Raw genomic sequence first — 14,792 nt, 5'->3', positions numbered from 1 at the left:
ATTTTAGTTGTATCCTTCATAGTAACGGTTATATGTAATGGTAAAATATAGGGATAAGGAGATGAAGTTATTCATGGTACGAATTCATCCGAAAACACGTATTGGTCATGTTGAATTTAAAGTGAAAGATTTAGAGCGTCAAATTGCTTTTTATAAGAATGTTGTAGGATTAGAGGTAATTAAGCAAGAGGGGAATAAAGCATATTTAGCAGGAAAAGGTAGTAAGAATACATTACTTGTTCTTGAAAAGATAGAGGACGGGGTACTGCAAGAACCGCGTACGACTGGTATATATCATGTAGCCTTTTTAGTTCCGACTCGTGAAGCTTTTGCTTCTGCGCTATTTGGGGTTCTTCGTAATAAGAATGTAATTGACAGCCCAGCTGAGCAAGAAGGGCGTTATACATATTCAAATGAAATTTTACCAATCTCAAGGTTTAACAGTGCAAGTGATCATACATATAGCGAAGCGTTTTATTTGCAAGATCTAGAGGGGAATGGTATTGAAATTTATGCAGACCGTCCGCGTGATCAATGGGGAGAAGGACCAGGAGGAAGTACGCCACTAGATTTAAAAGAGCTGGCAACACTCGTTGATTATGAGGCTGATGGATTACCTGCTAATACTGTCGTTGGGCACGTACATTTACGAATAGCTGATGTAGAGAAATCACAAGAGTTTTATGTAGAGACAGTAGGGTTTGAAGTGCAACAACGTGAAGATGACTGCTTATTCATTTCTGCAGGAGGATATCATCACCATATCGGTGCAAATACGTGGAACGGAGTAAATAATCCACACCCACCAGTACATGCAACTGGACTAAAGGTATATACAATTGTACTACCGCATAAAGAAGCGTTAGATGCAGTGAAAGAAAGAGTAATAGAAAAACAACATGAAATAAATGAAACTACAAATGGGTTTACGGTAGTAGATCCAAGTGGTATTACAGTGCAGTTTGAAATAGAAGCAGTGTAAAATAAGCGAGAAAGTGTATAATCACTTTCTCGCTTATTTGTGATCATTCATAGCTCAATCCAATATCTTCTTACTACATTCCCATCTTCCTCAGTGAAATCATCATCACGAAGCCCGCCGTTATGTAAAATCGTTTTTTCAGAAGCGGTATTCACTGCGTCGCAAACGACAAGTACTTTCGTGATGTCTAATTCCTTCGTTTTTTCTAATGATAATGCTAGTAATTTCGTAGCATAACCTTTTCTTCTTTCAGAAGGGCGAATGCCATAACCGATATGACCGCCAGCGTTAAATAGATGTTCAGTTAAACTATGACGTATATTAACAGCTCCGACAATTCTATTATTATTTGTAACGAGCCAATATGTAGAATCTGGTACCCAAGTTTCAGGGATATTTATTCCGTTATGCGCATCGAGAAGTTCTTGAACCATAGCTGGGAAGTTAGCAGGATTTTTTGAGATAACCCACGGGATCATTGTTTCACCGCTATCTTTCCATTCGATATAGAAATCTAAGTATTCTTCTTGTAAATCAGTAGTAGGTGTAAGTAACGAGACGTTCATTGTTAGTAAGCTCCTTTGTTTATGTAGTATTTATAAAAAAATTATGACACAAAATGAAAGCGTTTTCTTAAGTTTCTCAACCTAATTTCATGTAATTCACCTTTGATTTTTTAGAAAATTAGTGAAGATTTAAAATTAGAAGTTATTTATTTTATGTTAATATTTTAAATATTAACATAAAATGGTCGGAGTATTAAGTGTATTTTAGTGGTATTCCTTCATGTTGATAAATGGATGTTTGTGATAATTTTTGTTTTATCTATCTATAATGAATGAAAGGGGGAAGTGCCCGTGAGTGTAGATTTTGATTTTATTATACGAATCGGTGTTGCTGGCTTGTTAGGAGCAATGATTGGTATTGAAAGAGAAATTCGATCGAAAGAAGCTGGATTAAAGACTCATTTCCTCGTAGCGGTAGGAAGTGCGTTAATAATGGTTGTTTCGAAATATGCCTTTTCAGATATTGTGTATGAAGAGCATACGTCTCTAGACCCAAGTCGGATTGCAGCACAAGTCGTTAGTGGAGTTGGTTTTTTAGGTGCAGGCACAATTATTATTCAAAAGCAGGCGGTGAAAGGATTAACGACCGCGGCTGGTTTATGGGCTACTGCCGGCATAGGATTAGCAATTGGAGCGGGAATGTATGTAGTAGGGATTGGAGCGACGATTCTCGTTTTAATTGGTTTAGAAATTGTGAGTCGTATTTTTAAGGTGCAATTTTTATTTCCACAAAATATAACGGTGCAAATGTGTATAAATAAACATGAAGCGGTACAACAAATAGTAGAAACGCTACAAGTGAAAGGCATTCCAATAGTTTCATATGAGGTGGAGGCTTCACAGCAAGGTACAGAAACTGTTTATAAGGTAGGGATGCAACTGAAAAATATATCGTCAGAAGAAAAGAATGAGTTTATTCAGTATATGCAAACATTACCGGAAGTTACGTTTATAAAGTTAAAATCATAGTGTTGAAAACGAGGATAGATGTAGCAGGAATTTTGCTATTATCTATCTTTTTTGATATAAAACGCACATAAAGTCAAGTGCTAATTTTGCGCAGCAAGGATACATATGTGAACGTTCCCTTATTTTTTCTCAATACAGGACAAAAAGTAAAAATAGTAAAATAATGGAGCGGGACACTAAAAATGTAAGGTAGGGGAGAGTATGAAAGGCTATTCAAAAAAATGTTAGTAGGGGTAAGTTTTGCTAGTTTAATGTTAGGGAGTTTTCAAGGGGTAAGTTTGGCAGAAGATACTAAGGGAGAGCAAGTTTCTTATCGAAATGTACTCAAAATGGAGCCAGTCGGTGTACAACTACCAGTACAAGAATTAGCTCATTCATCGAAATTGCTCGAAAGCAAGTCTTTTGAGCAAAGGATACAATTTGCTGATTTATCACAAAGACCGCCTGAGGTAAAAAAGGAAAGTAAGCAATTAGCTGTAGCGAAAACTTATACAATTGCTGAATTAAATCAATTAAGCAATCAGCAGTTAGTAGATTTACTTATAACCATTGATTGGGAGCAAATTACGGGGCTATTTCAGTTTAATACAGACAGTCTAGCATTCTATCAAAATGATAGTAGAATGCAGGCGATTATTGATAAATTGAAGCAGCAAGGACAAGCCTATACGAAGGATGATTCAAAAGGGATTGAGACATTAGTAGAGGTATTACGTTCAGGATTTTATTTAGGATTTTATAATTCGGAACTTAGTAAATTAAATGAACGGAGTTATCATGATAAATGCTTACCTGCATTAAAAGCGATAGCTAACAATTCAAATTTCAAGCTGGGTACATTAGAGCAAAATAGAGTGGTATCATCATACGGAAAGTTAATAGGAAACGCTTCGAGTGATGTGGAAACGATAACATCGGCTGCAAAGATTTTTAAACAATATAATGATAATTTCTCTACATTAGTAGATAATCTTTCAGCTGGAAATGCTATTTACGATATTATGCAAGGTGTTGATTACGACATTCAATCGTATTTGTACGATACGAGGAAAGCACCGAAAGATACAGTATGGTATCAGAAAATAGATAGTTATATTAATGAACTAAGTCGTTTTGCATTAATGGGAACGATTACCGCAAAAAACGGTTGGCTTATTAATAATGGCATTTATTATACAGGTAGGCTCGGTTCGTTCCATAGTACAGGAACGAAAGGATTACAAGTTGTAACAGATGCGATGAAAATTTATCCGTATTTAGGGGAGCAATATTTCGTAGCTGCTGAGCAAATCGCGACGAATTATGGCGGAAAAGATGCAAATGGTAAAGTGGTGAATTTAGATCAAATAAGAGAAGATGGAAAGAAAAAATATTTGCCAAAAACGTATATGTTTGATGATGGGGCAATTGTTTTAAAAGCTGGAGATAAAGTGACAGAAGAAAAAGTAAAACGTTTATATTGGGCGGCAAAAGAAGTGAAGGCACAATTCCATCGTACGGTTGAAAGTGATCAACCTTTAGAAAAAGGAAATCCTGATGATGTATTAACGATGGTTATTTATAATAGCCCAGCAGAATATCAGTTTAATCGTCAATTGTACGGATATGAAACGAATAACGGTGGTCTTTATATAGAAGGAACAGGTACGTTCTTTACTTATGAGCGTACGCCAGAAGAAAGTATTTATAGTTTAGAAGAATTATTCCGACACGAGTTCACGCATTATTTACAAGGTAGATATGAAGTACCAGGGTTATGGGGTCAAGGGAAAATATATGAAAATGAAAGATTATCTTGGTTTGAAGAAGGGAATGCTGAATTTTTTGCAGGGGCAACGAGAACGGATAATGTTGTACCGAGAAAGAGTATTATAGGAGGATTATCTTCAAACCCAGCAGAGCGTTATACGGCAGAGCGAACGTTAAATGCAAAGTATGGAACATGGGATTTCTATAATTATTCCTTTGCTTTACAATCGTATATGTACAATAAGAGATATGATATGTTTGATAAAATACATGATCTTATTAGGAAAAATGATGTAACAGCATATGATGCATATCGCTCTACATTAAGTAAAGATGCGAATTTAAATAAAGAATATCAAGATTATATGCAAATGCTATTTGATAATCGTGAGAAATATAACGTACCATTAGTATCAGACGATTATTTAGCAAATCATGCACCGAAACCAGTTTCAGATATTGCGGCAGAAATAACGGCGGAAGCAAAATTGAAAAATGTATCAGTGAAGAAAAATAAATCAAAGTTCTTTAATACATTCACACTACAAGGAACATATACAGGAACTGCAGCAAAAGGAGAATATGAAGATTGGAAAATAATTACACAAAACGTTAATGATACGTTAAAACGTTTAAGCGCAAAAGAATGGACAGGCTATAAAACGGTAACAGCATACTTCGTAAATTATCGCGTGAATGCATCAGGACAATTTGAATATGATGTTGTGTTCCACGGTATTAATACAGAAGAAGGTGCAGAGAATAAAGCGCCAGTTGCGGTTATAAACGGTCCGTATAGTGGAAATGTGAATGAAGCAATTTCATTTAAAAGCGACGCATCAAAAGATGAAGACGGGAAAATTACTTCATATAAATGGGAGTTTGGAGACGGTACTGTAAGTAATGAGCAAAATCCAACTCACGTATATACAAAAGAAGGAGCGTATACAGCGAAATTAACAGTAACAGACGATAAAGGAGCAACTAATACTGCTACAGCGACTGTAACTGTTCAAAAGAAAGAAGATAACAGTTTAGAAAAAGAACCGAATAACTCATTCCAAACAGCAAACAAACTGCAGTTAAATCAAGTTTTACGTGCTAGTTTAGGAAATGGAGATACAAGTGATTTCTTTGAAATTAATGTGGAGACTGCTAAAAATCTTCAAATTAACGTAACGAATGAAAATAATATCGGAATGAACTGGGTACTTTATTCTGAAGCAGATTTAAATAATTATGTTACGTATGCTCAGCAACAAGGGAATAAACTAGTAGGTAGTTACTACACGTATCCAGGGAAGTATTATTTACATGTGTATCAGTATGGTGGTGGAACAGGGAATTATACGGTGGAAGTAAAGTAGTAAAAGGGGAGTTGTCTTTTTTAATGAACGGCACAAGGTCTGTACTTTAATGAAAAAACAACTGTAGGAAATGTCCCTAACGATAATAACAAATTAAGTGTCGAGAGATGCTATATTTACATTAAACAAATCTAATTAGTAAAAGAGATAAACTATTATTTCATCCAGATGTAAGAAAAGTTATAAATATTAAGTGCGTTTACTGTAATTAAACTAAAGGATCAGAGTGTATCTGTAACAATAGATAAGCTCTGACCCTTATTATTTTATAAATTTAAGATAATTAATAAGTAAGCTAGCTAGCGGGATTCTTAAAATTCATTTATATAATTAACTAAACAGAAAATTTTTATCACATTGGCAAGGGATACTAATAGAAAAGCGTGTCCCTTTACCTAATTCACTCTCTATCTCTATATCTCCGTTTAATTCTCTAATAATACTATAAGCAATCATAGTACCAAGCCCAGTTCCTTTTTCTGTTGTTGAATAGAATGGCAAAGCAATTCGTTTTATTTGTTGAGATGACATCCCAATTCCTGAATCAATAATATCAATTATGATATTTCCTTTTACTTTTTGTATATTTATTTGTAATAATCCACCATTTTTCATAGCCTCAATTCCGTTTTGGATGATGTTGTTTAGACAGAGTTTGAATTTTTCGGGGTCCCCATTTATATAAAAGGAATCTGTACTATTTTGTTTGATTTCAACTTTGTATGATAGAGCGAGTGGTGAAATAGTATCTTTCACCTGATTTAAAATGTGATTAATATCTATTTTCTCTTTTAGGGTGTTCTGTGGTTTGGTTAAAGATAAATAGTTATTAATAGTAGATTGTATTTGCTGCATTTCAATTAACATGATTTCTAAGTATTGATCCTGAGATAGCTTAGAGGCATGTTTTTCATTTAATAATTGAGTGAATCCATGTACCGTGGTTAGTGGATTGTGGATTTCGTGTGCAATTGACGCCGCTAGTTCGCTAGCTATATAAAATTTTTCAGCCCGTTGCAGTTTTTCTTCCATTTTATATTTCTCAATCATTCCCTCTATTAAATAAACTGATAATAATACTGTGAAAATATTAATGACTATATAATTTAATAAAAATTCTATGAGAGTAGAGTCTATTTTCCCTCCTGTATTTATTTGAGTTACAATACCGCAAATAGAAAGTGAAGTTGTACATACTAAAATAAGGAGTAAGCTTAATAATACTTTTTTTTCTTTAATATACATAGGTAATAGGTAACGAAAGAGCATTGTTATACCAAAAATAATAGTGAAGATAATAAATGATGGAAGAACGCCATTTCCGCCTAAGTAAAACCGATAAGAAAGATATAAAATTCCTATAAAAATAATGTTTTTTGTATTTCCATATAGAAAAACTAATATAATAGGAATAAAACGTAAATCATAAATAAATCCCACATGTAAATGAAAAGGAAAAGTCATACAAAAAATAATAGCAATGGAGGAAAGGATAGAAAATAACATATTATTACATGTTGTTTTTTCTTTAAACTCTAGCCAAAATACGTGATAGCTAAGGATACAAATTATTATAATAAAGGTATTTAATAAAAGAGTAGAAATTCCCATAGTTTTGCATCTCCGATAGTTTGTAAGTAGAATTATGTATGAGTTGGACATAGATGTTTAGTATTAGTAGACTTTTTATCTAAAAAAGGAAGGGTACTTGAAAAACATGCTGTTATATTACTCGTATTAAAATTGATAAGGAAAATAGAAAAAATCTATTTAAATTTATGTACATATGAAATTATCAACTAACTTTTGTATGGGTAAAATCGGGATTTAGTTACTGATAAAATAATGTTTTTTAAGTATGAATATTCTGTGAAAATGATATGCGTGGTGACTTCTGTTTTGTAGCCTCCGTTATATTAACATGGAATATATCAAATTACAAAGTGAAATTTTAGAAAAATTTTATTAGTACATTTTATCTGAAATAGAAATGCTATTTATGTGAGTATTTTGGTACTTACTCGTATAAAACTTTGTTAGAAAAAGACTTTAAAATTTACATGTTTTTTATGAATCGTAATATTGTAGCTTTATCTATGTAGGGTTCTCAATAACTGTTAATACAAAAAGTTAAGATATATAGTTTTATAGATATGAATTATTACATAAAAACGCACTTGGAAAAGGATGTATGATGGTAATAGAATACAAACATCAAGGGGGAACTTAAAATGAAGTTAAATAAACTAGTGCTTAGTTGTGGAGTAGTTTCAGCATTAACACTTGGTGTGTTAGGGAATAATACTTATGCTGAAGAAGTACACAAAACGAATGATCCAATTCATGTAGTTGAACATGTTTCTGCAGACTTATTATTAACCCAAACAATGGATTATAGTGGCGAGGCTGAAACTTCTTTCGTATATGATGGGAGTACTGACTTAAGCTTCTCTATGAAAAATAATGGTCAAAATACAATGGGATATAGTGTAAAAGGTCCAAATACAGAGCTAATTGTTGGTGGTTATATAAAACCTGGAGAACAACAAATTAATGTTACAAATGTACGGAATGCTTTATCTCCATTACCGAATGGAACATATAAAATTTACGTTTCAAATGATGATGGTTCTAAGGGGCAATTCCAAGTTTCAGTAAGATCTATGAATTAAATTTAAAACGCTTTGTTTTTAAGTTAATTTAATCTTTACTTATTGGAAAGAAGCTAAATTGAATTGAGAATTACCGATAAAAATGAAAACGAGCACCTTATCTAATTGTGAGAGGGTGTTCTTTTTTGCTATTAAACAGAAAACAATTACTTCCAACCACCTATAAATATATTTTGATATTTTCATTGCTAATCTACTAGTTTGTGTCAACGAGAGAATGTCTACTATAAAAGATATTAAAATAAAGATGATGTAACATTCAGCTAAATTATATGGGGAAATAGAAAAACCACTCTTATATGAGTGGTTTTTAGTAATTATTTTTAGGTTATACATTTAAAATTAGGCTAAGTTATAGAAATAATAAACATTTAATCCCGCATTAACTGGCAGTAAGACTCCCACCTCAAAATTCAGCGGAAGCAAAGAAGTTAGGTGGGGGTCGGGCTGCCAGTAAATGCCCGATTGGTTCAACTAATAATCAGTGGGGGATGAACAAAACCCCCACTGATTAAAGTTTCACTTTATCCGTTGTGATTATTTTGGTTCTGGATAATGATTGTAGTAAGAGATTCTAATAAATTCTTGGTAGACATTTGTTAATTTGGCATCTCTAAGAGCATCGTTGAATTTTTGCATACGTACACTACCTTGAGCGTAGCCTCCACCTGGGGCATAAGGGTTTCTAGCTTCAAAGTCATCCAAAAATACTTTTAATTTTTTATAGTCTTGAGATTGATAGAAAGCCACGGCCTCTTCAGGAGTGACATCAAAGTAAGAGGATGATGTTGAGTTATAAGAAGCTGCTTGAGCAGTAGGTGCCTCTAGCATAGTTGCAGCTCCACCGAACATAGTAAGCGCCATAGAAGATACAATAATTTTTTTAAACATAATAAAACCTCCATGTAGAATATTGGACTAATAGCAATCCTGTAATCATTATAGTTACATTAAAAATGATTATCAAATGCAATGTTGCATAATGTATCCTGCTATTTGTGGGCAGTAAGGCTCAAAGCAGAGAAGTTAGATGGGGATCGGGCTGAATAAAGTTTTACTTTATTCTTTGAATGAAGAGTCACCCTTATATCTCAATGAAGGAGCGTAATAGAGAATTAATAGATTAAAAGAGGTGTATAAATTACTCGGATTAACAAGAAAATGAAAAGGCTATTTTTAATAAGGGGAAGGTTAATAGAAGATTAATAACTGGAGCAAAGGAATTGCTATTTATATATTTAACATACATATTTGTCTTTTAAATTGTAGGCGTGTTTTAGAATTTGTATATAGTAAATTCGTTAAAAAACTTGATAAATAATAAAATGTGTAAATTTTTTGACTATTTCATTAAAATTATTTAATATTTGTAATTTATTGTTTTATAATGATAATCGGGTCGATCGTGAATGTTTTAGATATTGCGATATATACTCGGATTAATTTATTCTAGGGAGGTTACAAAATTGGGTAAGAGAGTCATTATAAGAGTTTTTACATTATTATCAGTACTGGCATTATTCCTTAATGTATTTTTACCTAGGGCTAGTGCAGAGGTTATGACGCACGAGAAATATTCAATGAACTGGAGTTATAGTAATAGTTTAGGAAAGCACATTCGAACTGAAATGATTAAAAATTCAAGTGGTCAAATTGCTTATTGCTTAACTCTTGGACTAAAATCACCAAATGGTGAAGATCTTCCTGAAATGGGGAAAACAGATAATGTAGTATATAGGGTCCTATTAAACGGTTTCCCGCAAAAAAGTGTTCAGCAGTTGGGAGTAGCTAATCAGAATGAGGCACACTACGCAACTCAGCTTGCAGTTTGGAATGCATTAGGTCAACTTGATGTAAATGAACTGAAACATGAGAATAAAAATGTTGAAAAAGCAGCTAAGGCAATTATCAATGCTGCTAACAATAGCGGCGATACACAAGATATTTATATGAATGTTATCCCAGTTGAAAAACAAAAAGCAGAATTAAAAGGTGAGTTCTTCGAAACAAATCTATATACAGTACAAACAAATGCTAAGGGTGGTTCTTATAAAGTAGTAGCAAAAAATGCACCTAATGGAGTAAAAATTGTTAGTGAAAATGGTGAAGTGAAAGATCAACTTTCAGTTGGAGAGAAATTCCGTATCCAAATTCCTAAAAATACTAAAACAGGTGAATTTAATCTAAGTGTTGCTGCAAACTTAACAAAAGTTCAAGCAATTGCTTACCGTGGTACGGATACTGTTCAGAATGCTACAGTACTATTAGAAAGAAATGAAGAAAAGCTTAGTAGTGATCTTGCAGTAAATTGGGAAGCAGCTGGTTCTTTAAAAATTAAAAAGGTTGGAGAAAATGGAGAAGTTTTAGCTGATGCAGTATTTGAGGTCTTTAATGCAAATAATGAATCAGTTGGAAAAATCACGACTGGTGCTGATGGTATAGCAGAATTAAACAACTTACCAATTGGTACTTACACATTAAAAGAAATTAAAGCACCAACAGGCTATGTTTCAGATGATAAACCACAAACTATTGAAGTTAAGACAGGAGAAACAGGAGCTGTCCAAATAGTAAATAACAAAGTAAAAGGTAACATCGAAATTAAAAAGCTTAGTGATTCAGGAAAGGTTTTACCAAATGTTGAATTCACAGTCTTCACTGAAGATGGTAAAGAAGTGAAAAAAGTAGTAACAAAAGAAAATGGAATTGCAAACGTTGAAGGTCTTACGTATGGTAAATATTATTTCTTAGAGACACAAACACCTAATGGATATATTGGAAATAAAACAAAGTATCCTTTTGAAATTAAAGAGCACAATAAAACACTTACTTTTACAGTGGAAAATACAGAAGTAAAAGGTAGTGTAAAATTACTTAAAGTGGATAATGAAGATGTTAGTAAAAAATTAGAAGGTGCAGAATTCGAGCTAAAAGATGCAAGTGGAAAAGTAATTGGTGAATATAAAACAGATAAAAATGGTGAGATTAACGTCAAAGATTTAGCGTATGGTAAATATTCATTTGTAGAAAAGGCTTCTCCAAATGGTTATGTTCTTGTTAAAGAACCAATTATGTTCGAAATAAAGGAACATGGAAAGATTATTGAGTTATTGGCAGTTAATCATCTTATCAAAGGTGATCTAGAAATTACAAAGGTAGATGTAGCTGATGGAAATAACAAGCTTCCAAATGCAGAATTTACGATTTATAACGAAGCAGGAAAAGAAGTAGTAAAAGGAAAAACAGACGATAAAGGAATCGCTAAATTTGAAAAGTTACCATTTGGAAAATACACATATAAAGAAACTGTTGCACCAAAAGGTTATGTATTAAATGAAGAAACGTTCTCTTTTGAAATTAAAGAGAATGGTCAAATCATTAAACACATTGTCAAAGATGAAAAGATTCCTTCAATAAAAACAACAGCTACTGATAAAACAGATGGTACAAAAGAAATGCACACGTCTAAGTCTGTAACAATCCAAGATAAAGTGGAATACAAAGATCTACAAGTAGGTAAAGAGTACACTGTAAAAGGTAAATTAATGACTAAAGAGACTAATAAACCATTAGTTGTAAATGGTAAAGAAGTAACTGCTGAAACGAAGTTTACACCAACAGAAGCAAATGGTTTTATTACACTAGATTTTACTTTTGATGCAACTGGTTTAGAAGAAAAAGAAGTAGTAGTATTCGAAGAGTTACTGAAAGACGGAAAAGTTGTTACGACACATGCTGATATCAATGATAAAGGTCAAACAGTTAAGTTCGTTAAGCCATCAGTAAAAACGACAGCTACAAACAAAGCTGATGGTGGAAAAGAGATTCATTCAAAGGATTCTATCACTATTCAAGACAAAGTGGAGTATACTAACTTAGTTGTAGGTAAAGAGTACACTGTAAAAGGTAAACTTATGAACAAAGCTATTAACAAACCATTATTAATTGATGGAAAAGAAGTAACAGCTGAAACGAAGTTTACTGCAAAAGAAAAGAACGGTTTTGTAACATTAGACTTTACTTTTGTTGGTGCTGAACAGCAAGGAAGAGAAGTAGTCGTGTTTGAAGACTTATTACATGAAGGTCAAGTAATTGCAACTCATGCTGACATTAATGATGTAGGTCAAACAGTTCGGTTTGTAGAACCTTCTATTAAAACTACAGCTACAAATAAAGCTGATGGTTCTAAAGAGTTAGACGCTTCTAAATCTGTAACAATCCAAGATAAAGTGGAATACAAAGACTTAATCGTGGGTAAAGAGTACGTTGTAAAAGGTAAACTAATGGATAAAGCAACAAACAAGCCATTATTAGTTGATGGTAAAGAGGTAACAGTAGAATCTAAGTTTACTGCTAAAGAGAAGAATGGTTCTATCATACTAGATTTCACATGTAATGCTTCTGCATTACAAGGTAAAGAAGTAGTAGTATTTGAAGAACTGTATCAAGATAATATATTAATAGCTATTCACGCTGAAATTGAAGATAAGGGACAAACAGTGAAATTTAAAGAGGTAAAGCCGGAACAACCTAAACCAGAACAGCCGAATTCGGATGAAAATACTCCAACACCAGAGCAACCTAACGAGCAAGTAAAAGAACAACCACAACCTAAGAAAGAAATCCAATCTAAAATTGGATGGTTACCACAAACAGGTACTAATCTTACAAGTTGGATCTCTATGGCTGCAGGAGCATTACTGTTAATTGTTGGTGGAGTGATTTTCTTAAAACGTAAAAATGCATAGAAATTAAAAATAAGCACATCTGTTTTTATAACAAGATGTGCTTATTTTTATCATTTTAGCCAAGAAAACTCCTATATTTAAGTCTGAATGGCATTTAAAATAGCAACTTTATTTGTAGTAAATAATATATAATTTTGTTTTACTGTTTTAATTAAAATACGGTCTGTTGTCCCATAAGCTGCTCCAATACGTATTACATCTACGTCTTCAACACCAGCATAGGTAGCATCTTCGGTAACCTCAATCACATCACGTAATGGAATTGTAATCTCCGCCAATTGCCATGAAATAATTAACTCTTCATTTGTTTTTTTTACATTAATGCCTAGCATTATACCAAGACCCTTCAACAATAATATGCTACACTTCTAATCTCGTTATATAAATTTTTAGATTTTTTATCTATATGTAGCCATAGAATTTATTTATATTTGTGAGCATCTTAATGATGTCAAACAAATAGAAGGATATACAGTCTTTCTATTAAGAAATATGGTAAGAACAAAAGTTCACTTCAAATTAATATGAATTTGATATGGTTGAGATATTATGAACGAGAAACAGTAAGAGTTGCAGGAAGGAAATGAATAATGAGACTTAAATTAGTAGGGATTTTCAGTTGTGTAATTATGATGTTAGGTATTTTTATAATTTACACCAATCAATCTATTGGTAAAGAACCAGATAAGACGAACTATGAATCTCGTGAAAACTCCATAAATAAAGAGAAAGATAGTAGAGGAAAAGGGCAATCAAAATACAATGAAAGTTCTTTTGCTAGTATACAGGCTGTAGTTAATAAGGAATATGGATTACCCGAAGACTATAAACCAGAGGATTTAGTTGTACCAAATGTACCATTCTCATTTAGTGGAACGGTAGAAAAGAGCCACCTCCGTAAAGAGGCGGCAGAAGCACTGGAAAAGTTATTTGATTTAGCAAAGCAGGAGGGGATTCAGTTAAATGCTGTTTCGGGATTTCGTTCCTATGACTATCAACAACGACTGTATGCGAACAATGTGAAAAGAAAAGGACAAGAGCATACGGATCGCTTCTCGGCAAAACCAGGACATAGCGAACATCAAACAGGGTTAACAATGGATGTTTCTTCTAAAAGTGCGAACAATGAATTAGAGCTATCTTTTGCTAATACGAAGGAAGGAAAATGGCTGAAAGAAAACGCGCATCGTGCAGGGTTTATCATTCGTTATCCTAAGGGGAAGGAAAGTATTACAGGTTATGCATATGAACCTTGGCATATTCGCTATGTAGGAGATATTGCTGAAAATATATATGAACAAAAGCAGACTTTAGAAGAATACATGAATCTATGAAAATAGAATTGAAGAATTAAACGGGCTATCAATAGACGTGAGATTATAAAAGGCAGGGGAAAATTAAGGTGTTTTTTAATTTTTTTAGTGAAGAGGGAAGGTATCCCTCTTCTTTTTTCATTCCTTGTAAAATTTGAGGATGTCTTAGGGGAGTGAAAAGATGGATTGTGTAGGTGTATTAATAAAGGCTACTTTCGATGGCTTCTGGAGATGTTTTTTGAGGGAATATATTCATTGCAGCAATTGACTATATTATAGGAGCATTCACGTTGGGATATAACAGAGAATTATAGAGTAAAGTAGGATTCAAAAGCATTGTTAACAATGTGGGTGTTATAAGTTATTTTCCTATCAAAACAATTAGTTTTTGTTCAAAATTTAAGAGTGTTATTTTATTATATCTAG

Annotated in this window: 10 protein-coding genes; 6 read left to right on the top strand and 4 right to left on the bottom strand. The window is 32.9% G+C overall.

The features are described 5' to 3' along the window. Window positions 1-73 precede the first annotated feature (73 nt). Window positions 74-982 carry a VOC family protein gene (locus tag NZ044_RS17365; RefSeq protein WP_098505505.1) on the top strand — a complete coding sequence of 303 codons (909 nt, stop codon included), beginning with the start codon at window positions 74-76 and terminating at the stop codon, window positions 980-982. 47 nt (window positions 983-1,029) lie between these two features. Here the strand turns inward: NZ044_RS17365 and NZ044_RS17360 are convergent, their stop codons facing one another. Then, entirely contained in the window at window positions 1,030-1,548 is a 519-nt protein-coding gene (locus NZ044_RS17360) for a GNAT family N-acetyltransferase (RefSeq protein WP_001103111.1), read from the bottom strand. Window positions 1,549-1,839: 291 nt separating this feature from the next. On the opposite strand from NZ044_RS17360, the gene NZ044_RS17355 reads away from it, so the two are divergent. Then, window positions 1,840-2,517 carry an MgtC/SapB family protein gene (locus NZ044_RS17355; protein ID WP_000109726.1) on the top strand — a complete coding sequence of 226 codons (678 nt, stop codon included), beginning with the start codon at window positions 1,840-1,842 and terminating at the stop codon, window positions 2,515-2,517. A 221-nt stretch (window positions 2,518-2,738) separates the two neighbouring features. Continuing rightward, on the top strand, window positions 2,739-5,633 hold the full coding sequence (gene colA / locus NZ044_RS17350) for a collagenase ColA (RefSeq protein ID WP_340949880.1): 2,895 nt from the start codon (window positions 2,739-2,741) through the stop codon (window positions 5,631-5,633). A gap of 330 nt (window positions 5,634-5,963) precedes the next feature. On the opposite strand, the gene NZ044_RS17345 is transcribed toward colA, so the two are convergent. Then, window positions 5,964-7,244: a sensor histidine kinase gene (locus NZ044_RS17345; RefSeq protein WP_000513024.1), complete on the bottom strand. Its 1,281-nt coding sequence runs from the start codon at window positions 7,242-7,244 to the stop codon at window positions 5,964-5,966. A gap of 620 nt (window positions 7,245-7,864) precedes the next feature. Between NZ044_RS17345 and NZ044_RS17340 the strand changes: the two genes are divergently transcribed. Next, window positions 7,865-8,305: a hypothetical protein gene (locus NZ044_RS17340; RefSeq protein WP_000773517.1), complete on the top strand. Its 441-nt coding sequence runs from the start codon at window positions 7,865-7,867 to the stop codon at window positions 8,303-8,305. Window positions 8,306-8,842: 537 nt separating this feature from the next. Here the strand turns inward: NZ044_RS17340 and NZ044_RS17335 are convergent. Beyond that, window positions 8,843-9,196, bottom strand: coding sequence for a hypothetical protein (locus NZ044_RS17335; RefSeq protein ID WP_000473481.1), 354 nt, complete (start codon window positions 9,194-9,196; stop codon window positions 8,843-8,845). Between the two features lie 575 nt (window positions 9,197-9,771). On the opposite strand from NZ044_RS17335, the gene NZ044_RS17330 reads away from it, so the two are divergent. Then, window positions 9,772-13,053, top strand: a complete 3,282-nt coding sequence (locus tag NZ044_RS17330; RefSeq protein WP_118961988.1) for a VaFE repeat-containing surface-anchored protein — start codon at window positions 9,772-9,774, stop codon at window positions 13,051-13,053. A 77-nt stretch (window positions 13,054-13,130) separates the two neighbouring features. On the opposite strand, the gene NZ044_RS17325 is transcribed toward NZ044_RS17330, so the two are convergent. Next, window positions 13,131-13,385 carry a SunI/YnzG family protein gene (locus NZ044_RS17325; protein ID WP_000900690.1) on the bottom strand — a complete coding sequence of 85 codons (255 nt, stop codon included), beginning with the start codon at window positions 13,383-13,385 and terminating at the stop codon, window positions 13,131-13,133. 258 nt (window positions 13,386-13,643) lie between these two features. Between NZ044_RS17325 and NZ044_RS17320 the strand changes: the two genes are divergently transcribed. Then, complete coding sequence (locus NZ044_RS17320) at window positions 13,644-14,387, top strand: M15 family metallopeptidase (RefSeq protein ID WP_001237444.1); 744 nt, start codon at window positions 13,644-13,646, stop codon at window positions 14,385-14,387. Window positions 14,388-14,792: the final 405 nt, after the last annotated feature.

Origin of the sequence: Bacillus sp. FSL K6-1338 (assembly GCF_038006965.1) — a bacterium.
Taxonomy (GTDB): domain Bacteria; phylum Bacillota; class Bacilli; order Bacillales; family Bacillaceae_G; genus Bacillus_A; species Bacillus_A thuringiensis_S.
The sequence above is the reverse complement of the archived record's forward strand: the minus strand, read 5'-3'. Positions and strand labels throughout refer to the sequence as shown.